22 protein-coding genes are annotated in these 26,552 nt (G+C 72.6%); 15 read left to right on the forward strand and 7 right to left on the reverse strand.

The features are described from left to right. Window positions 1-13: 13 nt before the first annotated feature. Window positions 14-997 carry a LacI family DNA-binding transcriptional regulator gene (locus ACFQS1_RS02465; RefSeq protein ID WP_378964254.1) on the reverse strand — a complete coding sequence of 328 codons (984 nt, stop codon included), beginning with the start codon at window positions 995-997 and terminating at the stop codon, window positions 14-16. Between the two features lie 270 nt (window positions 998-1,267). Between ACFQS1_RS02465 and ACFQS1_RS02470 the strand changes: the two genes are divergently transcribed. From ACFQS1_RS02470 to ACFQS1_RS02485, 4 genes are all read left to right on the forward strand, one after another. Then, on the forward strand, window positions 1,268-2,152 hold the full coding sequence (locus ACFQS1_RS02470; protein WP_378964255.1) for an amidohydrolase family protein: 885 nt from the start codon (window positions 1,268-1,270) through the stop codon (window positions 2,150-2,152). After that, entirely contained in the window at window positions 2,149-2,649 is a 501-nt protein-coding gene (locus tag ACFQS1_RS02475) for a cysteine dioxygenase (protein WP_378964256.1), read from the forward strand. Before ACFQS1_RS02470 ends, ACFQS1_RS02475 begins: the two co-directional genes overlap by 4 nt. 120 nt (window positions 2,650-2,769) lie before the next feature. Continuing rightward, entirely contained in the window at window positions 2,770-3,585 is an 816-nt protein-coding gene (gene ppk2 / locus ACFQS1_RS02480) for a polyphosphate kinase 2 (RefSeq protein WP_378964257.1), read from the forward strand. Window positions 3,586-3,614: 29 nt separating this feature from the next. After that, window positions 3,615-6,350 (forward strand): cation-translocating P-type ATPase, encoded by a 2,736-nt coding sequence (locus ACFQS1_RS02485; protein WP_378964258.1) that lies wholly within the window; start codon window positions 3,615-3,617, stop codon window positions 6,348-6,350. Window positions 6,351-6,402: 52 nt separating this feature from the next. On the opposite strand, the gene ACFQS1_RS02490 is transcribed toward ACFQS1_RS02485, so the two are convergent. Next, entirely contained in the window at window positions 6,403-7,845 is a 1,443-nt protein-coding gene (locus tag ACFQS1_RS02490; RefSeq protein ID WP_378964259.1) for an aromatic amino acid lyase, read from the reverse strand. 105 nt (window positions 7,846-7,950) lie between these two features. On the opposite strand from ACFQS1_RS02490, the gene ACFQS1_RS02495 reads away from it, so the two are divergent. From ACFQS1_RS02495 to ACFQS1_RS02510, 4 genes are read left to right on the forward strand one after another with little or no spacing between them, the layout of a single operon-like run. Next, window positions 7,951-8,964 carry an ABC transporter ATP-binding protein gene (locus ACFQS1_RS02495; RefSeq protein ID WP_378964261.1) on the forward strand — a complete coding sequence of 338 codons (1,014 nt, stop codon included), beginning with the start codon at window positions 7,951-7,953 and terminating at the stop codon, window positions 8,962-8,964. Further along, window positions 8,961-9,611 carry an ABC transporter permease gene (locus ACFQS1_RS02500; protein ID WP_378964262.1) on the forward strand — a complete coding sequence of 217 codons (651 nt, stop codon included), beginning with the start codon at window positions 8,961-8,963 and terminating at the stop codon, window positions 9,609-9,611. Before ACFQS1_RS02495 ends, ACFQS1_RS02500 begins: the two co-directional genes overlap by 4 nt. Then, complete coding sequence (locus ACFQS1_RS02505) at window positions 9,608-10,273, forward strand: ABC transporter permease (RefSeq protein ID WP_378964263.1); 666 nt, start codon at window positions 9,608-9,610, stop codon at window positions 10,271-10,273. The genes ACFQS1_RS02500 and ACFQS1_RS02505 overlap by 4 nt, the downstream gene beginning before the upstream one ends. Beyond that, entirely contained in the window at window positions 10,270-11,193 is a 924-nt protein-coding gene (locus ACFQS1_RS02510; RefSeq protein ID WP_378964264.1) for an ABC transporter substrate-binding protein, read from the forward strand. The genes ACFQS1_RS02505 and ACFQS1_RS02510 overlap by 4 nt, the downstream gene beginning before the upstream one ends. Here the strand turns inward: ACFQS1_RS02510 and ACFQS1_RS02515 are convergent. After that, entirely contained in the window at window positions 11,190-13,580 is a 2,391-nt protein-coding gene (locus tag ACFQS1_RS02515; protein WP_378964265.1) for an ATP-binding protein, read from the reverse strand. The genes ACFQS1_RS02510 and ACFQS1_RS02515 overlap by 4 nt on opposite strands. A 35-nt stretch (window positions 13,581-13,615) precedes the next feature. Here ACFQS1_RS02515 and ACFQS1_RS02520 point away from each other — a divergent pair, with 35 nt between their 5' ends. Then, on the forward strand, window positions 13,616-13,984 hold the full coding sequence (locus ACFQS1_RS02520; RefSeq protein ID WP_378964266.1) for a response regulator transcription factor: 369 nt from the start codon (window positions 13,616-13,618) through the stop codon (window positions 13,982-13,984). On the opposite strand, the gene ACFQS1_RS02525 is transcribed toward ACFQS1_RS02520, so the two are convergent. Beyond that, window positions 13,932-14,597, reverse strand: coding sequence for a sensor histidine kinase (locus ACFQS1_RS02525; protein ID WP_378964267.1), 666 nt, complete (start codon window positions 14,595-14,597; stop codon window positions 13,932-13,934). The two genes, ACFQS1_RS02520 and ACFQS1_RS02525, sit on opposite strands and share 53 nt — an antisense overlap. Before the next feature lie 74 nt (window positions 14,598-14,671). Here ACFQS1_RS02525 and ACFQS1_RS02530 point away from each other — a divergent pair, with 74 nt between their 5' ends. The 3 genes from ACFQS1_RS02530 to ACFQS1_RS02540 all read left to right on the forward strand — a co-directional run bounded on the left by ACFQS1_RS02530 (window position 14,672) and on the right by ACFQS1_RS02540 (window position 18,064). Beyond that, window positions 14,672-15,871 (forward strand): FAD-dependent monooxygenase, encoded by a 1,200-nt coding sequence (locus ACFQS1_RS02530; RefSeq protein ID WP_378964268.1) that lies wholly within the window; start codon window positions 14,672-14,674, stop codon window positions 15,869-15,871. Between the two features lie 120 nt (window positions 15,872-15,991). Continuing rightward, the gene (locus tag ACFQS1_RS02535) at window positions 15,992-17,425 is read left to right on the forward strand and encodes a GGDEF domain-containing protein (RefSeq protein WP_378964269.1); all 1,434 of its coding nucleotides are present in this window, start codon (window positions 15,992-15,994) and stop codon (window positions 17,423-17,425) included. 72 nt (window positions 17,426-17,497) lie between these two features. Continuing rightward, a complete protein-coding gene (locus ACFQS1_RS02540; RefSeq protein ID WP_378964270.1) occupies window positions 17,498-18,064 on the forward strand; it encodes a GNAT family N-acetyltransferase in 567 nt (188 codons plus the stop codon). 28 nt (window positions 18,065-18,092) lie between these two features. Here ACFQS1_RS02540 and poxB read toward each other — a convergent pair whose 3' ends face one another. Then, a complete protein-coding gene (gene poxB / locus ACFQS1_RS02545) occupies window positions 18,093-19,829 on the reverse strand; it encodes a ubiquinone-dependent pyruvate dehydrogenase (RefSeq protein WP_378964271.1) in 1,737 nt (578 codons plus the stop codon). Window positions 19,830-20,040: 211 nt separating this feature from the next. Between poxB and ACFQS1_RS02550 the strand changes: the two genes are divergently transcribed. From ACFQS1_RS02550 to ACFQS1_RS02560, 3 genes are all read left to right on the forward strand, one after another. Further along, complete coding sequence (locus ACFQS1_RS02550) at window positions 20,041-20,457, forward strand: hypothetical protein (RefSeq protein WP_378964272.1); 417 nt, start codon at window positions 20,041-20,043, stop codon at window positions 20,455-20,457. Between the two features lie 116 nt (window positions 20,458-20,573). Then, window positions 20,574-21,554, forward strand: coding sequence for an ATP-binding cassette domain-containing protein (locus tag ACFQS1_RS02555; RefSeq protein WP_378964274.1), 981 nt, complete (start codon window positions 20,574-20,576; stop codon window positions 21,552-21,554). After that, window positions 21,551-22,378, forward strand: a complete 828-nt coding sequence (locus ACFQS1_RS02560; RefSeq protein WP_378964275.1) for an ABC transporter permease — start codon at window positions 21,551-21,553, stop codon at window positions 22,376-22,378. Before ACFQS1_RS02555 ends, ACFQS1_RS02560 begins: the two co-directional genes overlap by 4 nt. A 2-nt stretch (window positions 22,379-22,380) precedes the next feature. Here ACFQS1_RS02560 and ACFQS1_RS02565 read toward each other — a convergent pair whose 3' ends face one another. Together ACFQS1_RS02565 and ACFQS1_RS02570 are read right to left on the reverse strand one after the other, a co-directional pair. Beyond that, window positions 22,381-25,674, reverse strand: a complete 3,294-nt coding sequence (locus ACFQS1_RS02565; RefSeq protein ID WP_378964276.1) for a BTAD domain-containing putative transcriptional regulator — start codon at window positions 25,672-25,674, stop codon at window positions 22,381-22,383. A gap of 415 nt (window positions 25,675-26,089) precedes the next feature. Next, entirely contained in the window at window positions 26,090-26,491 is a 402-nt protein-coding gene (locus ACFQS1_RS02570; protein ID WP_378964278.1) for a YidB family protein, read from the reverse strand. Window positions 26,492-26,552: the final 61 nt, after the last annotated feature.

Raw genomic sequence — 26,552 nt, forward strand, 5'->3', positions numbered from 1 at the left:
GGACGCCGACGGATCAGGTGGCCGGCCGGGCGGTCGAGCCGCGCACCACGAGCTCCGGGCGGAACAGCGGCGCCGGTTCGGCCGGGCCCGCCAGCTGCTCCACCGCCGCCGCCACGATGGCGTCCTCGTCCCAGGCCATCGTGGTCAGGCCGGGATCCACCAGGGCGGCCAGCTGATGGTCGTCGTAGCCCACCACCGACAGGTCGTCCGGCAAGCGCAACCCCATCTCCCGCGCGGCCCGGTACACCGCGAATGCCAGCGAATCGCTCAAGCAGAACACCCCGGTCGGACGCTGCGGCGCCGCCAGCAGCTCCGCGGCCACCTCGACCGCATCGACCGTGGCCGCGGGCGCCGCGATCTCCACCAGGTCGACGCCGAGCCGCGAAGCCACCTCGGCCGCCAGCACCTGCGCCGGGCGGCCGGGAGTGGAGGGCAGCGCGGGCGCCAGCAGGCCGATCCGGCGATGGCCCAGCCCGGCCAGGTGCGCCAGGGCCGCCCGCACGCCGTACCGGTTGTCGAACAGCACGCTGCCGGTGCCCGGCCGCGCGGTCAGGGCGTCGCCGATCGCGACCACGGCGACCTCCGGGCCGAGCAGGCGCCAGTATTTCGCGGTCGGGTCCACCGGCGACACCAGGGCGCCGTCGACGCGCTGGGCCGCGAACTGCTCGACGATCAGGCGTTCCTGCTCGGGGTCGGCGTCGGCGTCCGCGATCGTGGCGTAACTGCCCTGGCTGCGCAGGGCACGGGTGAGGAGCACGGAGAGATCTTGCTGCCAGAGGTCGCGCAGCGAGCCACTCACTCCGACCGATCCGGTACGCCCGCTGGCCAGCGCCCGCGCGATCGGGTCCACGGTGTAGCCGAGCTCCTCGGCCAGCTCCCGCACCCGGGTGATGGTGGCCGGTGACCCGCGGACGCCGCGCAGCGCATACGACGTGGCCGCCAGCGACAGGCCCGCCGCGTCCGCCAGATCTTGCAGCGTGCGTCGCTGTCCAGACACCGGCCGAGAGTAACACCGCCCGAACAGGCACATTGCCGATGATCACCGGGCGCGGCGGCCGGGAAGCCCTTGCGCACAAGGGGGCGGAAGCGCTTCACTCGATGCATGGAGTGAAGCGCTTCCCCCCACCCGAGAAACAACAGCCAGAAACCAGAACAACGGCCCGGGAAACACAAACGACGTCGGAGAAAACGGAACGCGCCCGAGCAAGCGAACGCCGCCCGCGAAACAACGCCCGAGGAACGACACCCGAGGAACGAGGCAGGAGCCATGGTGATCGATTGCCACCAGCACCTCTGGCCGCCACGCCTGCTCGACGCCCTCCGCCGCCGCAGCGAGTTCCCGTACCTGCGCGGCTGGACCCTGCATCTCCCCGGCGAGCCGCCCTACCAGGTGGACCCCGCCGCCCACGACATCGCGGCCCGCCGGGAGCAGGAAACTGCCGAGCAAGTCCTTGTTTCACTTTCCAGCCCGCTCGGCATCGAGCACCTCAATGGCCCGGACGGCGCCGAGCTGATCGACATCTGGCACGAGAGCGCGCTCGAGCTGCCCGACCCGTTCCGGGTGTGGGCCGCCGCCCCAGTCGCCGAGCCCGACCCGGACGGCCTGGCCAAGGTGCTGCGCGAGCGCCGGGTCGCCGGCCTGCAACTGCCGGCGACCGCGCTCGGCGACCCGGCCGCGGTGGCCCGGCTGGCGCCGCTGCTCGACGAGGCCGAGCGCGCCGGCAAACCGGTGCTCGTGCATCCCGGCCCGGCGCCGGCGTGCGCCCCCGGCCTGCCCGCATGGTGGCCGGCCCTGGGCCCGTACGTGTCGCAGTTGCATTTGTCCTGGCTGGCCTGGCACGTCGCCGGCCGGTCGCGGCACCCGGGCCTGCGCATCGCCTTCGTCGCGCTGGCCGGCCTCGCGCCGCTGCACCACGAGCGGCTCACCGCCCGCGGCGGCAACCTCGGCCCGGTCGACGCGAAGGTTTTCTACGAAACTTCCTCCTACGGCACCCGCGCGATCGACGCGATGGTTCGCGTCGTCGGGGTCGACCCGATCGTGCACGGCTCCGACCGCCCCTACGCGGAATCGGCCGATCCCGGGCTGGGCGCCGCGTTCGCGCACGCCATGCGCACCGCCAACCCGCGCGTCCTGATCGGAGAGCCGCGATGACGATGGTCGACACCCTGCCCGCCCTGCCCGGCCGGATTCTCGCCCCGCGCGAGCTCAAGGCCTGGGTGGCCGGCGTCGCCGCTCGTCCGGGCCTGTGGCAGCCACTCGTCCGGCACGACACCGGCAGCCGGCACTACGCGCAGCTCCACCGCGACGGCGACATCGACGTCTGGGTGCTCTGCTGGAATCTTTCCGACGACACCGGCTGGCACGACCACGACATTTCCGCGGGCGCGGTCGCGGTGACCCGGGGCGCGGTCTCCGAGGCCACGCCGCGCCTGGGCGGAAAGCCGAAGACCCGGGTGATCGGCGTGGGACGGGTGTTCGCGTTCGGTCCCGACCGCATCCACCGCATGGCCGGCGCGATCGACGGATCGGTGTCCATTCACGCGTATTCGCCGCCGTTGTGGCGGATGGGCCAATACTCGATCAGCGCGGCGGGCGTGCTGCGCCGGCACGCCGTCAGCTATGCCGACGAATTGCGCCCGCTCGACTGAGTCCGAAAGCCGCTGCCCCGCGACCCACAATTCACCCTCCTCGGAGGATGCCGCCCGATGCCGCCGTTCCCATGCTGGTAACCGCACGCCTAGGTGGTGGGCGCGGCCGGAGGGGTTGCCATGGCCAAGGGAAACGACAAGAAGCACCGCTCCGAACCAGCGCCGAAGCTGAAGCGCAAGGCGTACGAGGAGCAGATGCGACGCCTGCACGGCGAGCTCGTGGCCATGCAGGAGTGGGTCAAGGCGACCGGCGCCAAGATCTGCGTCGTGTTCGAGGGCCGGGACACCGCCGGCAAGGGCGGCACGATCAAGCGGATCACCGAGCGGGTGAGCCCGCGGGTGTTCCGGGTGGTCGCGCTGCCCGCTCCGACCGAGCGCGAGAGGTCGCAGATGTACATCCAGCGCTACGCCGCGCACTTCCCGGCCGCCGGCGAGGTCGTCATCTTCGACCGCAGCTGGTACAACCGCGCCGGAGTCGAGCGGGTGATGGGCTTCTGCACGCCGGAGGAGACCGAGCGGTTCCTCGAGCTGACCCCGTCGTTCGAGAAGGCCATGGTCGATTCCGGGATGCTGCTGCTGAAGTATTGGCTCGAGGTCAGCCCGGAGGAGCAGACGCGGCGGCTGGAGAGCCGCATCGAGGATCCGCGCAAGATCTGGAAACTTTCCGGCATGGACCTGAAGTCGTACAGCCGGTGGTACGACTACTCGCGCGCCCGCGACGCCATGTTCGCCGCCACCGACACCGCGTGGGCGCCGTGGTACGTCGCCCGGACCGACGACAAGAAGCGCGGCCGGCTCAACATCATCAGCCACCTGCTCGGTGAGGTCCCCTACAAGCCGCTCGCCCATCGGGACATCTCGTTGCCCAAGCGCCAGCGGGCCGACGGCTACGTCGAGCCCGATCGCCCGTTGCGCTACATCCCCACACCGTTCTGAGCAGCCGCCTCGACCTGGGGAGAGTTCGGATGACCATCAAGGAACATCCCGCCGGAAGCCCCGCCCCGTATGCGTTGTCGGCCTCGGATGTGTCGGCCCGGATGGGTGTCGACCCGGAACAGGGGCTGACCGCCGCCGAGGTCGACCGGCGACTGGCCGAGCACGGGCCCAACGAGCTGCCCCAGGAACCGCCGCCGAGCATGTGGGCGGTGGCCCGGGGCCAGCTCGCCAACCCGATGAACATCATGCTGCTGCTCGTGGTCGTGGCCAGCTTTGCGATCGTGCAGATCGCCACCGCGCTCGTGGTGCTGGGCCTGGTGCTGTTCAACGTGGTGATGGGAACGAACCAGGAGATGAAGGCCCGGGCCAGCGTGGACGCGCTGGCCAAGCTCCAGGTGCCGCAGGCGCGGGTGCGCCGCGGCGGCCAGGTCGAGCAGATCGAGTCGACCGGCCTGGTGCCGGGCGACATCGTCCTGCTGGAGGCCGGCGACGTGGTCCCGGCCGACGGGCGGGTCATCTCCGCGGCGACGCTGGAGGTACAGGAGGCCGCGCTGACCGGGGAAAGCGCGCCGGTGCCGAAGGACCCGGGCACGCTGCCCGACGGGGACGTGGCGCTCGGCGACCGCACCAACCTGGTGTTCCAGAACACCCAGGTCACCCGGGGCACGACGGCGTTCGTGGTCACCGACACCGGCGCCGCGACGCAGATGGGCCGGATCGCCGGCATGGTCAACGCCACCCGTCGCGCGCCGTCCCCGCTGCAGCGCGAGCTGGACGGCATGACCAAGGTGTTCGGCGCGCTCGCCTTCACGGCGGTGGCCATCATCGCCGTCTTCGGCCTGGTACGCGGCATGGACACCACCACGCTGGTGCTGCTGTGCATCTCGACCGCGATCGCGTCCATCCCGACCGGGCTGCCCACCTTCGTCCAGGCCATGCTGTCGTCGGGAGCGCGCCGGCTGGCCGAGGCCAAGGCGGTGGTCAAGTCGCTGTCGGACGTGGAGACCCTGGGCGGGACGACGGTCATCAACTCCGACAAGACCGGCACGCTGACGATGAACGCGATGACCGCGACCACGATGCTGGCCGGCGGCGACTGGTACAAGATCGAGGGACCCGGGTACCAGAAGACCGGCGCCGTCCTGGGCGTCGCCGGCGCGACGACGCCCGACTTCCACCGGCTCGCGCTGGGCCTGATCCTGTGCACCGACGCGACCGTGGGCGACGACGGCTCGGTCATCGGCGACCCGACCGAGGCGGCGTTCGTGGTGCTGGCCGCGAAGCTCGGCGCCGACGCCGAGCAGACCCGCCAGGCCCTGCCCCGCCGGGCCGAGGTGCCGTTCGACTCCGCGTACAAGTTCATGGCGACCTTCCACGATCGCCCCCGCGAGATGACCGGCGGGATCATCACCCACTCGCATTTCGCCAGCGTCAAGGGCGGCCCCGATGTCGTTCTGGAGCGCTGCGCCTCGGCGTTGTGGCACGGCGAGGTGGTCCCGATCGCCACCGTCCGGGACGAGATCCTGGCCGCGAACCGCCGGCTGTCCGAGCGCGGGTTGCGTGTTCTCGCGTTCGCCGCCCGCGACCTCGACGACGCCGCGATGACCGCGGCGATGGCCGACCCGATGGCCGCGGTCGACGACCTCGTCCTGGTCGCGCTGGTCGGGATCATGGACCCGCTGCGCAGCGAGGCCAAGGACGCGGTACGGGTCGCCCTGCGGGCCGGGATCGACGTACGGATGATCACCGGCGACCACACCGTCACCGCCCGCGCGATCGCCGACGAGCTCGGCCTCGGCCCGGGCGTGATCACCGGCACCGAGCTGCAGCATCTCCCCGATGACGAGGTGCTGCGCCAACTGCCCCGGCTGCACGTGTTCGGCCGGGTTGCGCCCGAGGACAAGCTGCGGCTGGCCCAGCTCATGCAGCAGGACGGCCAGGTGGTCGCGATGACCGGTGACGCGGTCAACGACGCGGCCGCGCTGAAGCAGGCCGACGTCGGCGTCGCCATGGGCAGCGGATCCGAGGTCTCCAAGCAGGCGGCGAAGATCGTGCTGACCGACGACAACTTCGCGACCCTGGTGCGCGCGGTCGAGCTGGGCCGCGACATCTACCGGCGGATCTCCACCTACATCCGGATGCAGCTGACCGTCCTGTCCTCGGTGCTGCAGCTGATGCTCTACGCCACCATCCTCGACATCAACGGTGGCGTCGCCCTGTTCCCGCTGCAGTTGCTGTTCTGCAAGTTCTTCGTGGTCATCACCGTCGTGATCGGGTTCATCGTCGACGTCCCCGACCCCGGCGTGATGCAGCGGCCGCCACGCCGGCCCGGCACGAAGATCGTCACCCGGCCGTGGATCGCCCGCTGGTTCATCTTCGGCTTCGTGGTCGCCGCCACCGCCCTGTCGGTTCTTCATTGGGGACCCGGCAAGCCGAGCACCACGGATGCCTCGGTCAACATGACCATGGCCTTCGCCATCGTCTCGCTGTCCGCGGTCAACATCGGCCTGGTGATGCGCCGCGAACGCCAGGCGCCGTGGTCCTCCCCGGTCTTCCCGTACCTCGGCTGGATCATCGGGGGCTGGGTGATGACCTGGGCCGCCGTGGAGCTCGGCATGCTCCAGCGGCTGCTCGACACCACCTCGCTCAGCGGCGGCCAATGGGTGGTCGTGATCGGCCTGTCCCTCATCGCCCCCGCGGTCGTCGCCGCGGACAAGTTCCTCCAGATCCGGCGGCAGCCGCGAGCCGTCCTGGAACCGGCCTGATCGAAGGTCAAAGACCGCCGAAGACAGGCAGCAGACCGGCCTGACCCGAAGGTCAAAGACCGCCGAGGACCGGCAGCAGATCGGCCGCGCGGGTCAGGTCGTCGCCCAGGGGGCGATCCGCCATCGACGCGTCGAGAACCTTGGCGGCCAGGTCGAAGGCCTCGCGCGCGGTCCCGCCGGCGAGCCGGCCCGGCGCCATCCGCAGCGCCCGCACCGCCGCCACCAGCTCGGCGGCGAGCAGCGTGGGCGCCAGGCGGGTCATCGCGCGCAGCGAGCGGGCGCCCTGGGTGGCGAAACTGGCGTGCTCCTCCAGCCCGAGCGAGATGGTCAGCGTGCCGGCGGCGGTGGGCTGCATCCCCACCCGGATCTCGGTGAGCAGGTCCTGGACCACGTACTCGGTGATCATCAGGCCGGAGCTGCCGGGCGGGCCGTCGGCGAGGAACGCCCGCAGCCCGGTCATGTCCGGGCGCATCAGCAGGCCCAGCCGGGCCGCCGACAGGGACAGGACCGGCAGGAAAGCACCGCGCACGGCGTCCAGACGGGACGCCAGCGTCGCCGTGTGGAACTGGCCGTGGTGCCGGACGCCGTCCGCGGTGACCAGCGGGTTCTCGACGGCGGCGTTGAGCTCGCCGAGGACCGCCTCGTGCAACCCCCGGGCCGCGTCCAGGGCCGGGGCGGTCACCTGCGGCAGCACCCGCAGGCCGAAGGGGTCCTGGATCCGTACCGGGGTGGCGCAACCGGCGACGAGCGAGCGCAGCTCGGCCGCGACTTCCGCCTGGCCGGGGTGCGCGCGGGCGGTGTGGACCGCCTCGTCGTACGCCTCCGGGTTGCCCCGCAGCGCGAGAAAGGTCAGCGCGCCGACCACCACCGACGCCCGCAGCTGGCTGCGCATCCGGTCGAGCGCGAGCGCGGCGGTGGCCACCGTCAGCGCGCTCGACGAGATCATCGGCAGGGCGTCGGTGGCGTCGATCGAGGTGACCGGGGCGCGGCCGGAACGCCACGGGCGCTCGCCGGCCAGGGTCAGGCCGAGCTCGGCCAGGGCGGCCAGGTCGGCGGTGCCGATCGCGCCCCACGAGTGCATGGTGGGCACCGCGCCGTCGCGCAGGGCGTCCGCCAGGGCCTCGGCGATCCGCGGGGAGATGCCGGAGCCGCCGGCCAGGATCTGGTTGAGGCGGGTGACCATGGTCGCCCGGGCGGTGCGGTCGTCCTCGATCGGGCCGACGCCGGCGCAGTGGCTGCGCAGCAGGCGCAGGGCGTGCGAGCCGCCGCCGTCGGCGGAGGAAGCCGGCACGGTGCGCTCGTGCCGGTTGGCGCCCACCCCGGTGTTGGCGCCGTAGACGGCGCCGCGCGCCTGGGCCTCGAGCAGCGCCTCGTGCCGGGAGCCGACCAGCGCGAGGGCGGCCGGGTCGACGACGAGCGACGACCGGCCGGACGCGAGCGCGATCAGGTCCTCGATCGTTAACGACCGGCCGTCGAGCCGGACAACTGCGGGCATATCGGCACCACCTAGTTTCAGGAGCGTAAAGGCTCCCGCCCAGCGTTGACATGTTATTCACTACCCCGCAAGTATGAATAGCCTCATTCACCGAGCGGGAGCCCCATGATCACATTCGACGATGTCGTGAAGGTCTATCCCGGCGGTAGCACGGCCGTCGACCATCTCTCGCTCGAGCTCCCGACCGGCCGGACCACGGTCTTCGTGGGACCGTCCGGATGCGGCAAGACCACGTCGCTGCGGATGATCAACCGGATGATCAGCCCGACGTCGGGACGCGTGCTGATCGACGGCGAGGACATCGCCGGGCGCGACGAGGCGCTGCTGCGGCGCGGCATCGGGTACGTGATCCAGCACGCCGGACTCTTCCCGCACCGCACCGTGCTCGACAACGTCGCGACCGTACCGATGCTGCTCGGCCGGACCCGCCGGCAGGCCCGCACCGACGCGCTCGGCCTGCTCGAGCGGGTCGGGCTCGCGCCGGAGTTCGCCGACCGCTACCCGGCGCAGCTCTCCGGCGGCCAGCAGCAGCGCGTCGGCGTCGCCCGGGCGCTCGCCGCCGACCCGCCGATCATGCTGATGGACGAGCCGTTCAGCGCGGTCGACCCGATCGTGCGCGCGGGCCTGCACCGCGAGTTCCTGCGCCTGCAGGGCGACCTCGGCAAGACCATCGCGATGGTCACCCACGACATCGACGAGGCGATCAAGCTCGGCGACGTCGTCGCGATCTTCCGGCAGGGCGGGGTGCTCGCCCAGGTCGGCACCCCGCGCGAGCTCCTCGAGAGCCCGGCCGACGAGTTCGTGGCCGAGTTCGTGGGGCGCGACCGCGGGCTGCGCAGCCTCTCCTTCGACACCGCCGCCGACCTGCCGGTGCGCCCGCCCGCCGAGGCGCCCGGCCTGGTGCTCGACGAGGCGGGCCGGCCGATCGGCTGGCGCACCGGCGACGGCATCCACAAGATCGCCACCTTCACCAGCGCTGACTCGCTACGGCTGGTCACCGACCTGGCGATCACCTCGCCGACCGGGATCGCGGTGCGGGTGACCGAGGGCGGGACGGCCGACGGCATCGTGTCCCACCACGACCTGGTGGACCACCTGGCCGGACGGAAGAAGAAGTGACGACCTATCTGAGCAACAACTGGGAAACCGTGCTGACCGCCCTCCGGCAGCACATCTGGCTCGCCCTGCTGCCGGTGGTCGTCGGATTCGTGCTGGCGCTGCCGATCGGCTACCTCGGGGTCCGCTTTCCCTGGCTGTACCACCCGCTGGTCAACACGTGCGGGGTGCTGTACTCGATCCCCTCGCTCGCCCTCTTCGTGTTCCTCCCGGTCGTCCTCGGCACCAAGATCCTCTCCCCGCTCAACATCGTCGTGGCGCTGACCATCTACACGGTCGCGCTCCTCGCCCGTACGGTCGCCGACGGTCTTCGCTCTGTCGATCCGCTCGTGGTGCAGTCGGCCACCGCGATGGGCTACCGGCGGACCCGCCGGCTGGTCGACGTCGAGTTGCCGGTCGCGCTGCCGGTGATCCTGGCCGGGTTGCGGGTCGCCACGGTGGCCAACATCAGCCTGGTCAGCATCGGGGCATTGATCGGCGTCGGCGGGCTCGGCCAGTTGTTCACGCGCGGCTTCCAACTGTTCTACGTGGAGCCGATCCTGGTCGGCGTCATCCTGTCGGTGCTGCTGGCCGGCGCGGCCGACCTGGTCATCGTGCTGATCCAGCGGCTGGTCACGCCGTGGACCCGGTTCCAGGGCGGATCCGCGTGAACCTCTCCTACCTGTTCGACCCGGCGCACTGGAGCGTCACCGCGGACGGCAGCATCCCGCAGCTGATCCTGTCGCACCTCTACTACTCGGCGCTGGCCCTGCTGATCGGCACGGTCATCGCGCTGCCGATCGGGTTGTGGATCGGCCACACCGGGCGCGGCTCGTTCATCGCGATCAACGCGGGCAACGCCGGGCGGTCGCTGCCCACGCTCGGCTTGCTGATGCTCATGGTCACGCTGCTCGGGCTCGGGCTGCTGCCGGTACTCATCGCGCTGACCGTACTGGTCATCCCGCCGGTGCTCACCTCGGCGTACGCGGGGGTCCGCGCCATCGACCAGCGGGTCGTCGACGCCGCGAAAGGTGTCGGGATGCGCCCCCGGCAAGTTCTCGCGAAAGTTGAGCTGCCGCTGGCGCTGCCGGTGATGATGAGCGGTTTCCGCAGCGCCGCCCTGCAGGTGGTGGCGACCGCGACCGTGGCCGCGGCGGTGGGCCTCAACGGCCTGGGCCGCCTGTTGATCGACGGCCTCGCCGTCAACGACTACTCCCGTGTGCTGGCCGGCGCCATCGTCGTCGCGGTGCTGGCGGTCGTGCTCGACCTGGTGCTCGCTTTCGCGCAGCGCCGGATCGTGTCCCCCGGACTCCGAGAAAGGTCCTCGAGATGAAACATATCCGCGTCTTCGCCGCGCTGGCGGCGCTGGTGACCCTCGCCGCCTGCGGCGCCAACAACGACCCGCTGAGCAACGACACCGACTCGGGCAGCAGCAACGCGCCCTCGGCCGTGACGATCGGCTCGGCCAACTTCGCCGAGAGCGAGCTGCTCGCCGAGATCTACGCGCAGGCCCTGGAGGCCAAGCAGGTGCAGGTCAAGCGCCAGTTCAACATCGGCGCCCGGGAGCTGTACCTCAAGGCCCTGCAGGACGGCTCGATCGACCTGCTGCCCGAGTACAACGGCGCGCTGCTCTCCGCCCTGTCGAAGGGCGGCGCGCCCGAGGGCGTCAGCAGCCCCGAGGACGTGCTGGCCGCGCTCAAAAAGGTGCTGCCGGCCGGCACCGAGGTGCTCGACCAGTCGGCCGCCGAGGACAAGGACACGCTGACCGTCACCCAGCAGACGGCCGCCAAGTACAACCTGAAGACCATCGACGACCTCAAGCCGATCGCCGGCAAGCTGACGATCGGCGCCGGACCCGAGTGGCAGGAGCGCTACCAGGGCCTCAAGGGCCTCGACCAGCTGTACGGGGTGAAGTTCAAGACCTTCAAGCCGCTCGACGCGGGCGGCCCGCTGACGGTGAACGCGCTGCTCAAGGGACAGATCGACGTCGGCAACATCTTCTCCACCGACTCGGCCATCAAGACCAACAACCTGGTCGTGCTGGCCGACCCGAGAAACCTCTACCTGGCCGAGAACGTCCTCCCGCTGATCCGCAGCGAGGCGAACAACCCGACGGTCAGCGGCGCGCTGAACGCCGTCTCGGCCAAGCTGACCACCGAGAACCTCACCACCTACCTGGCCAAGGTGCAGGTCGACAAGCAGGACACCGCGGCGGTCGCCAAGGCGTTCCTGACCGACAACGGCCTGGCCTAACGCGCCGAAAGTTCGGCGGAAAGCTCGCGCAGCACGCTGGTCACCGCGCCGGCGTGGGCACGAAGCTCCTGGATGTCGGGCGGGCGCGCGGTGCGCGCCCGCTCCTCCACGCCGGCACAGAGCGCGGCGAGCTCGTTGGCGCCGAGGGTGGCGGACGAGCCTTTCAAGGAATGCGCGAGCCGCGCCAGGTGCCGGGCGTCGCCGTCGGCCGCCGCCTGGTCCATCCGGCTCAGCACCGACGGCAGCCGGTCGGCGAAGTTGTGCAGGATCTCAGCAAGTTTCCGGTGATCCCCGCCGGCCGAGGCGGCCATCCCGTCCACCCAGTCGCGGATGTTCTCCGCCTCGGACCGCGCGCCGATCTCGGCCGTGTCGGCGTGCGCGGCCGCGCCGGCCAGCACCGCGTCCAGCTCGGCGTCGCGGATCGGCTTGGCCAGGAAACCGTCCATGCCGGCCCGCTCGCTGGCGGTGCGGTCGTCCACCATGGCGTTCGCCGTCAGGGCCACGATCCGCGGCGCGCCGTGCACCGGCGGACGGGCGCGGATCTGCTCGGTCGCCGCCAGGCCGTCCAGCACCGGCATCTGCACGTCCATCAGGACCAGATCGAATTTCGTACGATGAACGGCCGCGACCGCCTCGCGGCCGTCCGCCGCCACTTCCACCCGGTGGCCGCGGCCCTCCAGCAGCAGCTGCGCCACCCGCTGGTTGATCGGGTTGTCCTCGGCCACCAGCACATGCAGCGAGCGCACGGCCGGCCGCCGTCCCGAGGCCGCATCGCCGGAAAAGCCGCCACCGGAAACCCCGCCACCCGAGACCGCGTCACCCGAAGCCGCGTCACCCGAGACCGCGTCACCCGAAGCCGCGTCACCCGAAGCCGGCGCGGCGTCGCCCAAGGCCGCGTCCGGCAAAGTTTCGTCGGGATCCGCCTCCGGCAGGCGGACCGTCACGGTGAAGGTCGACCCCTGGCCGGGCGCGCTGTCCACCGTGATGCCGCCCGCCATCGCCTCGGCGAGCCGCTGACTGATCACCAGCCCGAGGCCGGTGCCGCCGTAGCCCCGCGCCACCGACGCGTCGACCTGGGAGAACGGCAGGAAGAGCCGGTCCAGCCGATCGTGCGGGATCCCGATCCCGGTGTCGCGGACCGCGAACCGGACCCGATCGCCGGACCGGGTCACGGTGACGGTCACCGCGCCGTGGTCGGTGAACTTGACCGCGTTGCCGATCAGGTTGACCAGGATCTGCCGGATCCGGCTCTCGTCGCCGACCACCGCCGGCGGGCAGTCGCCGGCCAGGTGCGCCGACAGGTGCAGGCCCTTCGCGTCCGCGGTCAGCGCCACCAGGTCGATCGCGCTCCGCACGCACGGGCCGAGCGGGAACGGGCGCTCGGCCAGCGTCAGCTCGCCCGCCTCGATCTTCGAGAAGTCCAGGATGTCGTTGATGATCACCAGCAGCGACTCGCCGCTGGCGTGCACGGTGCCGACCAGTTCCCGCTGCCGGGCGTCGAGGTCGGTGCCGAGCAGCAGCCCGGTCATCCCGATCACCGCGTTCATCGGCGTCCGGATCTCGTGGCTCATGGTCGCCAGGAACGCCGACTTCGCCGCCGCGGCCGCCACCGCCTCGTCCCGCGCGGCGACCATCGCGCTCATCGAGGTGTTCACCGCCCGCGCCATCTGGGCGAGCTCCTGCGGCCCGCTCACCTCGGCCCGCCGGCTCAGGTCGCCCTGGGCCACCCGCTGCGCCGCCGCGGTGACCCGCCGGGCCGGGGCGGTGATGTGCCGGGTGATCCACCGCGCGCACAGCGCCACCAGCGCCGCCGTGCCCAGCGACACCCAGACGATCAGGCTGCGGGTGCGCCGGGCGCTGGCGTCGGTGGCCCGCAGCTGCTCGGCCAGGCGCTGCTCCTCGTGCGCGTGCATCTGGCTGACCAGCGTCTGCACGGTCGCCATGTCGGTGTTCACCGCCGCCGGCTTCTTCTGGTCCATCGCCGTCTGGTACTGCGCCAGGCGCTGCTGGATCAACGGCTGGAGCCGGTCGAGCAGCTCCTGGTGAATCGGGTCGCCGCGGCTGTCCTCGCGGACCCGGCCCAGGTCGGCGGCGACCACGGACGAGACGTTGCGCAGCGCCTGCACCCACGTCGGGCTGCCGGTCTCGCGGTAGGCGCGGGCGGTGCGGTCGAGCCCGTTCACCCCGTCGCCCAGCCGCCCGATCTCGCCGAGCAGCAGATGCGAGCGCTGCATCGGCGCCTGGCTCTGCATCAGGGCCCCGATCCGGACGTACGCGCTAGCGCCCACCACGGCCAGGGCCAGCAGCGCCAGCAGGAAGCCCACGGTGAGCATCCGGCCGACGGTCCACCGGGACCGATCGGCGAACTGCTCACCGCGCATCCCCATGAAAGCTACTCTAAGTAACGGCGGAGGGGGATGCGGTGACTTCTGTGCTGGTGGTCGACGACGATCCGACGATGCTGGAGATCGTCCGGACCGTGCTGAGCTCGGGCGGCCTCGAGGTCGAGACCAGCAGCACCGGCCGCGACGGGCTGCGGGCGGCGCACGAGCACCCGCCGGATCTGGCCGTCCTCGACGTGACGATGCCGGGCATGACCGGCCTCGAGGTGTGCCGGGCGCTGCGCGACGACGCCGAGACCGCCGACATCCCGATCATCCTGCTGACCGGCCGCGGCCAGTGGCTGGACGTGGCGTCGGGCTTCGACGCCGGCGCCGACGACTACCTGGTCAAGCCGTTCACGGCGCAGGATCTGCTGACCCGGGTGGACGCGCTGACCGGGGCAGGCTGACCACGAGCGAGCCGCCCTCGACGCCGATCGTGCCGCCGTGCCGGCCGGCCACCGCCCGCGCGAACATCAGGGCCGTGGCGTTGGCGCCGGTGAACAGCCGGTCGGTGACCAGGTCGGACGGCAGCCGCAGGGAGATCCGCCAATGCTCGCCGTCCACCTCGGCGGTCATCGCCCGAGCGCCGTCGAGGGCCCGTACCGCGGACACCAGTCGTGCCAGAGCCTGGTCCAGGCGCTCCCGGTCGCCCACGAAAGTTTCCGGCTCGCCGGCGACCGCGAACCCGTGCGCGGCGAGCAACGCGGCGAGATCGAATTCCGTGCGCGAGATCGGGAGCGTGCCGTTCTCCAGCCCGCTGATCGTGGCGATCTGCTCGGTGACCCCGGCGATCCGGCGCACGTTGCGCGCGATCAGGTCGAGGGCCTCGTCGAGCTGCGGGTCGCCGGTGCCGCCGGCCGGCAACATCTCGAGCATCGCCAGCGTCGAGGCGAGCGGTGTGCGCAGCTCGTGCAGCATCGCCGAGACCAGCTCGGTCCGGGTCGCCACCAGCTCGGCGAGCGCGCGGTTCTGCCGGCGCAGGCTCTCCCGCGCCCTCGCCTCCGCCGCCGGCTCTCGCACTCGTTCCAAGATAGGCACGAAAGGCCGCCGAAACGTCCTTGTCCGCGACATCGGCCCGGGTCGATGCTGGGGGCATGCGGGGGCTGAGGGTAGGCGTCATCGGTGCCGGGATCGGCGGGCTGAGCGCGGCGTTGTCGCTGCTCGCGGTGGGTTGCGACGTTCAGGTGTACGAGCGGTCGGCCGCTCTCGGCGAGGTCGGCGCCGGCGTACAGGTCAGTCCCAACGCGTCGCGGATCCTGCACCACCTCGGCCTGGCCGGCGAGCTGGCCCGCGTCGGCGTGCGGCCGCTCGCGCTGCACCAGCGGCGCTGGGACGACGGGCGCACGCTGCTGCGCACGCCGCTCGGCGAGCCCCTCGAGGATCGGTTCGGCTTCCCGCACTATCAGGCGCACCGCGCCGACCTGCTCGCCGTCCTCGCCGCGGCGGTGCCGGCCGAGCGGATCCACCTGGGTCACCGGCTGACCGGCTTTCAAGAAAACCGCGATCGCGTACGCCTTCGTTTCGCCGGCCGGGACGACGCGGAGGTGGACGTGCTCGTCGGCGCGGACGGCATCCACTCCGACGTGCGGGAGGCGCTGTTCGGGCCCGAGCGGCCGCGGTTCACCGGATGCATCGCCTACCGCGGCCTCGTCCCCGCCGAGCGCCTGTGTCACCTGGACATCGAGGTGACCGCCCAGGTCTTCATGGGTCCCGGGCGGCACTTCGTCAACTACTACGTCAGCGGCAAACGGCTGATGAACTTCGTCGCCATCGTCGAGCAGGATTCGTGGGCCCGCGAGTCGTGGACCGACCGCGGCGAGGTGGCCGACGCGCTGACGGCCTTCGCGGGGTGGCACCCGCAGGTGCAGGGGATGCTGAGCGCCGTCGACGAGACCTTCGTCTGGGCGCTCTTCGACCGGCCGCCGCTCGCGCACTGGTCGCGCGGCCGGGTGACGCTGCTCGGCGACGCCTGCCACGCGATGCTGCCGTTCATGGCCCAGGGCGCGGCCCAGGCGATCGAGGACGGCGCCACCCTCGCCACGTGCCTGGCCGGCGGCGCCGAGCCACCGGCCGCGCTGCGGGAGTACGAGCGGCTGCGGCTGCCGCGCGCGAGCCGCATGCAGGCGCTGAGCTCGGCCAACAAGACCCGCTTCCACCTGCCGGACGGCCCCGAGCAGCAGGCCCGCGACGAGGCCATGGCCGCGGGCGCCACCGACTGGTCCTACGACGTCGTCGCGTGGATCTACGACCACGACGCCGCCAACCCCGTGCCGGACGGCGGGACGCCGCGATAGCCGAAGCGGCACGCAACCGATCTGCTCCCGAGTTCGCCCCGGTCGTGCAACCGGCGAGGCGTGTCATGAGAAGTCGGTTTGCAGACGTGGAGGTTGCGGCGACCCATGGGCAGTCGGTTGATGCGTTTTCACCTGGTCGTCGCGGCGATCGCGGTGACCGGTTTCCTCGCCGTGCCCGATGGGAGCACGCTGCAGCTCGTCTGGCAGATCGCGTGCGGCTGGTACGCCGCCGCGATGATCGTCGCGGCCGTCCGGCACCGGCGTCCCGAGCTGCCGGCCACCTGGTGGCTGGTCGCGCTCGGCGTGGCCGGCAACGCCGGCGGCATCCTGGTGGAGTACCTGATGACGCTGCGCGGCGAGCCCGACTTCCCGTCCTGGGCCGACATCGCGTACCTGTCGCTGTATCCCGCCGTGGCGATGGCCCTGTTCCTGCTCATCCGGCGCCGCACCGCGCACCGGGACTGGTCGAGCCTGGTCGACGCCACCACCCTGACCACCGGCCTGGGCCTGCTGGCCTGGGTGTTCATGGTCAAGCCGGCCGCTTCCGACCCGTCGATCGGGCTGCTGGGCCACATCGCCAGCGTCGCCTACCCGGTGGGCGACATCGTGCTGCTGGCCATGACGGTGCGCCTGATCCTCAGCGGCAGCGCCCGCAACACCACGTTCCGGCTGCTCTGCGCGGCACTGATCTTCTTCCTGGCCGGCGACGGCATGTGGGCGGTCATCAACCAGATGGTCTGGGAGCCCGGCCCGATGGCGCACAAGCTGCTGGCCGACGTGTTCCTCGCCGGTTACCTGGTGTTCGCGGCCGCGGCCATCCACTCCGACGTGCGCTCGCTGTCCCGCGCCGTCGAGCCCCGGCCCGCCCGGATCAGCCGGCCGCTGCTGGCGGCCCTGACCGTCGCATCGCTGATCGGCCCGGCGCTGCTGGTCCTGCAGGCGACCCGGCACCAGGTGACCGACGCGCTGGCCATCGCGCTCGGCTGCGCGGTCCTGTTCCTGCTGGTCGTCGTCCGGATGTCCCAGCTGATCACCCAGCTGGACCTGCAGACCGAGAAGGTGCGCGAGCTGGCGGTCACCGACGAGCTGACCGGCCTGCCCAACCGGCGTGCGTGGAACACCGAGCTGCCGCGCACGATCGAGCGGGTCCGGCGCAGCGGCGAGCCGCTGACGGTGGCGATGATCGACATCGACCATTTCAAGAGCTTCAACGACGCGTACGGGCACCCGGCCGGTGACCGGCTGCTCAAGGAGGCGGCCGCGGCCTGGCAGGACCAGCTGCGCGCGGTCGACCACCTGGCCCGGTACGGCGGCGAGGAGTTCGTCCTCATGCTGCCCGCCGCGGCCGCCGGCCAGGCCCGCGACATCATCGAGCGGATGCTGCGCGCCACCCCGCTGGGCCAGACCTTCTCGGCCGGCGTCGCCGCGTGGAACGGCACGGAGACCTCCGACGAGCTGATCGCCCGCGCCGACGCCGCCCTCTACCGGGCCAAGGACGCCGGCCGGAACCGCCTCGTCGAGGCCGACCGGCAGCCGCCCGTCGGCGTCGGCTGAACACCGGGCCCGGCCCGGGCGGTGCGCCGAATTCGGTTGAGGCGGCGTGCCGGGGAAAGGCAGGATGCGGTCGTGAACCAGGCGACGCTGCGGACCGCCCGCATGGAGCTCGTGCCGCTGTCCGACGACCACCTCGAGGGCGAGGTCCAGCTCGACGCCGATCCCGAGGTCATGCGCTATCTGGGCCGGCCGCGGTCGCGGGCCGAGGTGGAGCGGCGGCACCGGCTCCGGCTGGCCGCCGCCGATCGGGTCCCCGGCCTCGGCTTCTGGGCCGGGCTGGTCGGCGGCTCGTTCGTCGGCTGGTGGATCCTCGAGCCCCCGGAGCGCGCCGACCAGGGCCCGGTCGACGGCCAGGCCGAGCTGGGATACCGGCTGCTGCGCCGGCACTGGCGGCAGGGCCTGGGCGGCGAGGGCGCCCGCGAGCTGGTCCGGCACGGCTTCGACGACCTCGGCCTGCGCCGGATCTTCGCCGAGACGATGGCGGTGAACGAGCCGTCCCGGGCCACGATGGCCTCGGCCGGGCTGCGCTACGTGCGCACCTTCCACCTGGATTTCGACGATCCGCTGCCGGGCACCGAGCAGGGCGAGGTCGAGTACGCGATCACCCGCGAGGAGTGGCTCGCCCGCCGGCACGGTTGAGGGCCGCCGGGACGGCCCTCGCGCGCGCCTACGCGAACTCGGCGGCCAGCAGCCGCATGTTCGACCGGGCGACCTCCAGGACCTGGTCGCCCGCGCCGCCGAGCACCGAGCGGGTGCCCCACAGCGTGAAACCCTTGACCTGGTCGAACGTCAGGCCCGGTGGAATCGACAGCTCGTGCCGGACGGTGGTGACGTCGACGACGACCGGGCCGTCGTGGGCGAACGCCTCGGCCAGCGCCTCGTCGAGCTTGCCGGGGACCTCGACCCGGATGCCGTGCAGGCCGATCGAGCGGGCCACCTCGGCGAAGTTCGGATTGTCGAGCCCGGTGCCGTAGTTGACGTATCCGTCGGCCTTCATCTCCAGCTCGACGAAGGCCAGCGAGCTGTTGTCGAACACCACGACCTTGACCGGCAGCTTCTGCTGCCGCAGCGTGATCAGCTCGCCGAGCAGCATCGCGAGGCCGCCGTCGCCGGAGAGCGCGACCACCTGGCGGCCGGGGTGCGCCGCCTGCACGCCCATGGCCAGCGGCAGCGCGTCGGCCATCGTGCCGTGGTTGAACGAGCCGATCAGCCGGCGCCGGCCGTTCATCGTCAGGTAGCGGGCCGCCCACAGGGTGGGGGTGCCGACGTCGGGCAGGAAGACGGCGTCCGGCGCGGCGAGCCGGTCGACCGCGGCGACGAGCGCCTGCGGGTGCACCGGGCCGTCGGCCCGGCCGTGCTTGGCGACGGCGTCGAACTTCGCCCGCGTACGCCGATAGTGTTTCTGCATCGTGCTCAGGTGGTCATCGCCGCGGCCCTCGCGCAGCAGCGGCAACAACGCGCCGATCGTCTCGCGGACCCCGCCGACCAGCGGCACGTCGGCCGGGTGCCGGCGGCCGATGTTCTCGCCCCGGATGTCGACCTGCACCACGGCGGCGTTCTCCGGGTAGAACGGCCGGTACGGGAAGTCGGTGCCCAGCATCAGCAGCGTGTCGCAGTGTTCCATCGCCCGGTATCCGGACGGGAAGCCGAGCAGGCCGGTCATGCCGACGTCGTACGGGTTGTCGTACTCGATGAACTCCTTGCCGCGCAGCGCGTGCACGACCGGGGCCTGGAGCCGCTCGGCGATCTTCAGCAGCTCGTCGTGCGCGCCCTGGCAGCCCGCGCCGGCCAGGATGGTCACCCGCTCGCCGCGGTTCAGCACGTCGGCCGCGCGCGCCAGGTCGCCGTCGGCGGGCACGGTGACCGACCGGGTGGGCCGGATCGCGGTCACCTTGGCCTTGGCCGCCGTCGTCGCGAACACCTCCCCCGGCACCACGAGCACCGCGACGCCGCGCCGCTCGATCGCCGCCCGCATGGCCACCTCGAGCAGCCGCGGCAGCTGCTCGGCGTCGCTGACCAGCTCGGCGTAGACGCTGCACTCGCGGAACAGATCCTGCGGGTGGGTCTCCTGGAAGTACGACGTCCCGATCTCGGCGCGCGGAATGTGCGCCGCGATCGCCAGCACCGGCACGCGGCTGCGCTGGGCCTCGAAGAGGCCGTTGATCAGGTGCAGGTTGCCCGGTCCGCAGCTGGCCGCACACACGGCCAGCTCCCCGGTGGTGGCGGCCTCGCCGGCCGCGGCGAACGCGGCCGCCTCCTCGTGCCGCACGTGCACCCAGGCGATGTCGCCGTCGCGGCGCAGCGCGTCGGTGAGCCCGTTGAGCGAGTCGCCGGGCAGCCCGTAGACGCGGCGCACGCCGGAGGCCTTGAGGGTGGCGATCATGTGGTCGGCGACGGTGGTCATGCTTTCCCCTTCGAGCCGCGACAGCTGGTCACTTCGACCAGTCTGCCCCGGTCGGTGCCCGTGTCGCGCCGTGGAACACCCGGGACCCGAGTGGTCTCGCCCACGTGCCGGCCGTCGCCTATCCGGTGGTGATGTGTCGCCGAGCCGATCGCCGGGATTGCGGTGAGTGCCTACTGTGGAGGCCTCATTCCGCTCGGACCGGAGGCGTCGGATGTCCGCGTCGGGTAAGAAACTCATGGGCCTTCTGGGCGCGCTGCTCATCACGGCCGGCGTGGCCGCCACCATCGTGGGGATGTTCCTGGACAAGGACATCAACTCGGTCGGCCTGGCGGCCATCTTCATCGCCGGGATCGGGCTGGTCTACGCCGGCATCTTCGGCCTGTTGCCCGAGGAGATCGGGATCGGCGACAAGGGAAAGATCAAGCTGCAGGCCGCCGCCGACGCGGTGAAGACCGTCAAGGAGGGCACCAACTCCGAGGCGGCGGCCATCGCCCAGTCGCCTGAGCTGATCAAAAACGTCATCGCCGCCAAGGAGGAGTCCGAGGCGTCGGCCGTGGTCGAGGGCGCCCTGAAGCAACTGGTGGAACGGATGCCGGCCACCGCCGACGTGCTCAAGACCGTCGCCTGACCGGCCGGTCCCACCAGCCCGCTGTCAGCGCCGTATCAGCGCCGTGTGCGCCCGCTGTCAGCGCCGCACGGCACTGTTCCCCCCCGTAAGCCTTCGACCGAGGGGGGAAAGACATCATGAGCGATCTCGTGGTGCGTGCGGAGGGGCTCCGCAAGCGATTCGGGACGACCCAGGCGCTGGACGGGGTGGACCTGGCGATGCGACGCGGCACCGTGCTGGGCGTGCTCGGGCCCAACGGCGCCGGCAAGACCACCGCGGTGCGCGTCCTCGCGACGCTGCTGCGCCCGGACGCCGGGCACGCCGAGGTGGCCGGCATCGACGTGCTCAAGCAGCCGCAGCGGGTGCGCCGGCGGATCGGGCTGACCGGGCAGTACGCGAGCGTCGACGAGGACCTGACCGGCACCCAGAACCTGGTGCTGATCGGCCTGCTGCTCGACCTGACCAGCAAAGAGGCCAAGAAGCGGGCCGCCGAGCTGCTGGAGTGGTTCGACCTGGCCGAGGCCGCCGGCCGGCCGGCCAAGACCTACTCGGGTGGCATGCGGCGCCGCCTCGACCTGGCCGCGAGCCTGGTCGGCCACCCCGAGGTGATCTTCCTGGACGAGCCGACCACCGGCCTGGACCCGGCCAAGCGCGAGGACATGTGGGGCGTGGTGCGCACCCAGATCACCCAGGGCTCCAGCGTGTTGCTCACCACCCAGTACCTGGAGGAGGCGGACGCCCTCGCCGACGAGATCGTGGTGATCAACCATGGCCGGGTGATCGCGCACGACACCCCGGAGGGGCTCAAGCGCCGGGTGGGCGGGCTCACCCTGCGGGTCCGCCCGGCCGACCCGGCCCGGGTGCCCGACGCGATGGCCGTGCTCGACGCGGTCGCCGCCCCCGGCACCACCGCCGCCGCCGACACCGCGGCCGGCGCCCGCCCCGGCGCGGTCAGCGTGCCGGTCGCCGGCGACACCGCCCTCGACCACGCCCTGCCGGCGCTGCGCCGGGCCGGCGTCGAGCTGGTCGACGTCGGCCTGCACCTGCCCAGCCTCGACGAGGTGTTCCACGCCCTGACCGCCGACACCGCCGACGCCAAGGAGGCTGAGCTCGTATGACCACGCTCGACGTACCCGTGCGCAACATCACCGGCGACATCGACAAGCCGCGCGGCGGCGCCCTCGCCGCACTGGCCCGGCACAGTGTCGCGCTCGCCCGCCGAAGTTTGATCAAGACCATCCGTACGCCGGAGGCCCTGATCGACGTGACGCTGCAGCCGGTGATCTTCCTGCTGCTGTTCACCTACCTGCTCGGCGGGGCCATCTCCGGCGGCGACCGGGCCGGCTACCTGCAGTTCCTGCTGCCCGGCATGCTGGCCCAGTCGCTCGCCATGGGCGGCATCGCGCTCGGCCAGAACCTCAACGCCGACATCGAGAAGGGCGTCTTCGACCGGTTCCGCTCGCTGCCGGTGGCCCGGTCGGCGCCGCTGGTCGGCGCGGTCGCCGCCGACATCGTCCGCTACCTGACCGTCTGCCTGGTGATGCTGGGCTTCGGGTACGTGATGGGCTTCCGGATCGAGACCGGATTCCTGCCGGCCGTCGCCGCGGTCGGCCTGTCGATCGCGTTCGGCCTGTGCTTCTGCTGGATCTCGGTGTGGGTGGGCATGCTGGTGCGCACCTCGGGCGCCGTGCAGGGCGTGATGTTCCTGCTGGTCTTCCCGCTGTCGTTCGGCAGCAACGTGTTCGTCGCGACCGACACGCTGCCCGGCTTCCTGCAGGGCTTCGTGCACGTCAACCCGATCACGCCGCTGGTCGGCACGATCCGCGGGCTGCTGATCGGCGGCCCGGTCGCGAGCCACCTGGTCTGGACCCTGGTCTGGATGGCCGCCCTGCTGGTGGTCTTCGTCCCGCTGGCCCTGCGCGCCTACGCCCGCCGGGCGTAAGGCTAGCCCGGATCGCCCGGCGCCGGCAGCGCCGCAGGACGCAGCCGGGCCGGGTCGATCTGGGTCTGGGCCGTCTTTCCGTCCAGCTGCCAGCCCGTCTCGTACGCGTCGGCGAAACCGTCCGCGCCGAGCACCCGCCGCCCGCGCTCGGTCAGCTCGCGCACCATGGTCTCGGTGGTGTCGTGGGCGCCGCGCAACCGGGACGCCGCGCCCAGCAACCGGGCGGCGTCCCGATGCCGTCCGCGCAGGTCGGCCAGGCCGGCCGCGGCCACCGCGATCAGCGAGATGATCGGCATGTCCTTGCTCTCCAGCGCCGCCGCGTAGGCCGGCGCCAGCGCCTTCTCGGCCCCGTCCGGATCGCCGAGCTTGAGGCAGAGGATGGCGCGGACGCTGCCGACCAGCGCCCGGCCGTGGTCGCCGGCGAACGTCAGCCCGTGCGCCATCCCCGCCTCGGCCGCCTCGACCAGCTCGGTCGCCCGGTCCAGGTCGCCGATCCGCGCCCACAGGCCGGCCTCGAGCGCGTCCACCAGGATGACCATCTCGGGCGACGCCGACCGCAGCGCCCGCTCCCGAGCGCTGCCGATCATCTCGATGGCATGGTCCACGTCGCCGCGGCGCATGCTGAGATCGATCCAGCGCAGGTCGATGAAGATCTCGTCGCTGATGCTGAGCGAGCCGAACTCGCCGGCCAGCGCCCGGGCCTCGCGCAGGTCGGCCAGCGCGCCGTCCAGGTCGCCGTCGTACTGGCGCAACTGGGCCCGCATCGGCAGCACGGTGGCCAGCCCCCAGCGGTCGCCCGTCTCGGCGAACGCCCCGAGCGCGGCGGCCACGTCCACCCGTACCTGATCGATGGCGCCGTTGTTCTCGGCGAACTGAGCCCGGAACGCGTGCGCGAGCCCGGCCAGCCACCGGTCCGGCCCCTCGACGATGCGCGCGATGATCGCCTGCGACGCCTCCGCCTGCTCCAGGAACGCGAGCGTCACCGCGGTCAGCGCCCCGGCGATGCCCGGCAGCTCGGGATGGGACGTCAGCCGGCCCGCCAGCGCCCGCAGCTCGTCCTTGTGCTTGCGGCCCTCCTCGTCCATCGCCGCGCCCCGGCTGCCGATCTGGTTGAGCAGCAGCACCGCCGCGGCGCAGTCCCGATCCAGCGACGGCGTGCCGCCCGGCACCGCCAAGGCCTCCTCCAGCCAGTACGCGGCGTCGGCGTGCCGGCCGAACATCTGCCAGAACCAGCCCAGGCCCAGCGCCAGCGCGACCGCGCCGTCGGCGTCCCCGGAGTCGCACAGGTGCCGCAGCGCGGCCAGCGCGTTGTCGTAGTCGGCGCGCATCGCCCGCAACGCGGTCAGCTGCCCCCGGCCGCGCAGCTGCGGGTCGTAGCGGGCCACCAGCGCGGCGAAGTAGCGGGCCGCGCGGTCCTTGGTGGCGCCGGCGTCGGCCAGCCGGGTGATCCCGTACTCCCGGATGGTCTCCAGCATCCGGTAGCGGCCGGCTTCCGGCGCCAGCTGCAGCAACGACTTGTCGACCAGGGCGGCGAGCAGGTCGGGGATGTCGGCCGCGGGCAGCTCCGGGCACAGCGCCGCGGCCGAGGCCTCGGTGACCCCGCCGGGCAGCACCGAGATCCGCTCGGCCAGCGTCCGCTCGTCGTCGCCGAGCAGCTCCCAGCTCCACGCGATGACCGCGCGCAGCGTGCGATGCCGCGGATAGGCGGTGCGGCTGCCGGTGGTGAGCAGCCGGAACCGGTCGGACAGCCCGTCGGCGAGCCCGGCCAGCGACAACGTGCGCAGCCGGGCCGCGGCCAGCTCCAGCGCGAGCGGCATGCCGTCGAGGCCGCGGACGATCCGGACGATGTCGCCGAGCGTGCCGGCGTCGACGTCGAAGCCCGGCCGCACGGCCGCCGCCCGCTCGGCGAACAGCCGCACCGACGCCGTCCGCCGCGCCTGCTCGACCGGGTCGTCCGGCTCGGGCAGCGTCAGTGGGCCGAGCGGCACCAGCGCCTCCCCGTCCACCGCCAGTGGCTCCCGGCTGGTGGCCAGCACCCGCAGCCGCGAGCAGCGCGGCAGCAGGGCCGCGATCAGGTGCGCGACCGCGTCGATCAGGTGCTCGCAGTTGTCGACCAGCAGCAGGCTCTCCCGCCCGCCCAGCTCGTCGGCGAGCACGTCGATCTCGTCGCCGTCGTGCTTGAGCCGGCCGGACGCCTCGAACAGCGCGGCGCCGCGCAGCCCGATCGCGGCCGTCAGCGCGGCGCCCACCTTGGCCGGCTCGGTCACCGAGGACAGGTCGATCAGCCAGGCACCGTCGCGGTACTCGTGCCGCCGCCGGCGGGCCGCCTCCAGCGCCAGCCGCGTCTTGCCCGCCCCGCCCGGCCCGACCACGGTGACCAACCGGCCGGCGGCCAGCGAGGCGTCGATCCGGGCGAGATCATCGTCGCGCCCGATGAAGCTGGTCAGCGGCGCCGGCAGGTTGCTCGCCGCGGCCCTCTCCGGCCGCGGTGGGTCCGCCGGCGCCCGGAGCAACCGCAGGTGCCGGTCGCGCAGCACGCCGCCCGGATCGGCGCCCAGCCGGTCGGCCAGATCCGCGCGCACCCGCTCGTACAGCGCGAGCGCCTCGGCCTGCCGGCCCTGCGCGGCCAGCGCGTCCATCAGCAGCGCCGCCGCCCGCTCGTCGATCGGATTCTCGGCGAGCAGCGCGGTCAGCCGGCTTCCCGCCGCCGTCGGCCGGCCCAGCGCCAGCTCGGCCTCCGCCAGATCGGCGCGCGCCTCGGCGCTCAGTCGCGCCAACCGGGTGGCCACGCCCGGCGCCACCGCCGCGATGACCGCCGGCTCGCCGCCCGGCGCCACCGCCGCGATGACTGCCGGCTCGCCGCCCGCCTGCCCCACCCAGCACGCCACCGCCTCGCCCAGCAGCTCGGCCGCCCCCGCCGGGTCGCCGCCGCGCAGCCGCTCCCGCCCGTCGGCGGCCAGCCGCTCGAACCGCAGCGCGTCCACGTCCCCCGGCGCCACGTCGAGCCGGTACCCGCCGCCGGTCTGCGCCACCGCGTCCGCCGCGCCCAGCATCTTGCGCAGCCGCGACACCAGGGACTGCAGGGCGTTGGCCGGCTCACCCGGGCGCTCCCCGGGCCACAACGCGTCCACCAGCGTCCCCGGATCGACCGCCGCGCCACCGGCCAGCGCCAGCCGGACCAGCAGCCCGCGCACCCGCGCCCCCGGGACCGGTACGGCGGTGTCCCCGCGGCACACCGCGAAGGCGCCGAGCAGCGTCACCCGCAGCCGCCCGCGCACGTCCCCGTCACCGCCCACACGCCGATCCTCTCGCGCCCGGGCACGACCGCCCAACCCGCCCCGGGAGATCGGCCTCTCAGCGTCGTCACAGCCGTCTCGCGCGGCTGGGGCGTGCCGCGACCGGGGCCTGCGTAGCCATGCCTGACACGTCCTCAGCCGGCACTGACGGATGAAGATCGACTCACCCCGTAATTGCACAGCACCACGGCAGCCCTCGAAGGGGCGCGGACAGACTTTGCTCTGCTTCCGCTGAGTAAGCGGCGCTTCCTCTGAGTGAGCAGAGCAAAGCCTCGGCAAACCCCTGGTCCGGCGGCCGCTCGGGCGGCACGGCGGGCACGGCGGGCACGGCACGGCGGGCACGGCACGGCGGGCACGGCACGGCGGGCACGGCACGGCGGGCGGATGGTGGACGACACGAGCGGGCGAGCGGTCGTCAGTTGGCGAACAGGCCGGCCTCGCGGTCGTCCTCCAGGGTCGCCTCGGCGATCTCGCGCCGCAGCAGCTCGGCGTCGACCACCCGGCCGCCCGGGGTGAGCGCGTCCACCAGGTCGGGCAGGACCTCGGAGAGCTGCCAGGCGACCGCGTCGGCGCTGCCGCCGGCCACCACCGCGAGGCTGTCGAGAGTGTCGTCGCCGATCGTCAGCCGCACCTGCTCGACGGTCATCGGGTGGTTGCGCTCGTCGTCGTGGAGCCAGCTGCGGTACTGCTCGGACGTCGTGGTGACGGCGAGGTCGAGCACCACGGCCCGGATCCTCTCCGCGTTGCCCAGCCCGAGAACCAGCTCGCGGCCCTCCGGGTTGTCGAGCAGCGTGGACAGCTTGCGGATGTCGGTCATCGCGCGTCTCCCTTCCGTTGCTCGTCATGACCGGGCAACCGCCCGATCTGTGACAGCGGCG

Origin of the sequence: Paractinoplanes rhizophilus (assembly GCF_042664765.1) — a bacterium.
Classification (GTDB): domain Bacteria; phylum Actinomycetota; class Actinomycetes; order Mycobacteriales; family Micromonosporaceae; genus Actinoplanes; species Actinoplanes rhizophilus.

Coding starts and splice junctions, on each gene's coding strand:
- ACFQS1_RS02470 (WP_378964255.1), top strand. CDS start 1,268: ATGGTGATCGATTGCCACCAGCACCTCTGGCCGCCACGCCTGCTCGAC.
- ACFQS1_RS02475 (WP_378964256.1), top strand. CDS start 2,149: ATGACGATGGTCGACACCCTGCCCGCCCTGCCCGGCCGGATTCTCGCC.
- ppk2 (WP_378964257.1), top strand. CDS start 2,770: ATGGCCAAGGGAAACGACAAGAAGCACCGCTCCGAACCAGCGCCGAAG.
- ACFQS1_RS02485 (WP_378964258.1), top strand. CDS start 3,615: ATGACCATCAAGGAACATCCCGCCGGAAGCCCCGCCCCGTATGCGTTG.
- ACFQS1_RS02490 (WP_378964259.1), bottom strand. CDS start 7,845: ATGCCCGCAGTTGTCCGGCTCGACGGCCGGTCGTTAACGATCGAGGAC.
- ACFQS1_RS02495 (WP_378964261.1), top strand. CDS start 7,951: ATGATCACATTCGACGATGTCGTGAAGGTCTATCCCGGCGGTAGCACG.
- ACFQS1_RS02510 (WP_378964264.1), top strand. CDS start 10,270: ATGAAACATATCCGCGTCTTCGCCGCGCTGGCGGCGCTGGTGACCCTC.
- ACFQS1_RS02515 (WP_378964265.1), bottom strand. CDS start 13,580: ATGGGGATGCGCGGTGAGCAGTTCGCCGATCGGTCCCGGTGGACCGTC.
- ACFQS1_RS02530 (WP_378964268.1), top strand. CDS start 14,672: ATGCGGGGGCTGAGGGTAGGCGTCATCGGTGCCGGGATCGGCGGGCTG.
- ACFQS1_RS02535 (WP_378964269.1), top strand. CDS start 15,992: ATGCGTTTTCACCTGGTCGTCGCGGCGATCGCGGTGACCGGTTTCCTC.
- poxB (WP_378964271.1), bottom strand. CDS start 19,829: ATGACCACCGTCGCCGACCACATGATCGCCACCCTCAAGGCCTCCGGC.
- ACFQS1_RS02550 (WP_378964272.1), top strand. CDS start 20,041: ATGTCCGCGTCGGGTAAGAAACTCATGGGCCTTCTGGGCGCGCTGCTC.
- ACFQS1_RS02555 (WP_378964274.1), top strand. CDS start 20,574: ATGAGCGATCTCGTGGTGCGTGCGGAGGGGCTCCGCAAGCGATTCGGG.
- ACFQS1_RS02560 (WP_378964275.1), top strand. CDS start 21,551: ATGACCACGCTCGACGTACCCGTGCGCAACATCACCGGCGACATCGAC.
- ACFQS1_RS02570 (WP_378964278.1), bottom strand. CDS start 26,491: ATGACCGACATCCGCAAGCTGTCCACGCTGCTCGACAACCCGGAGGGC.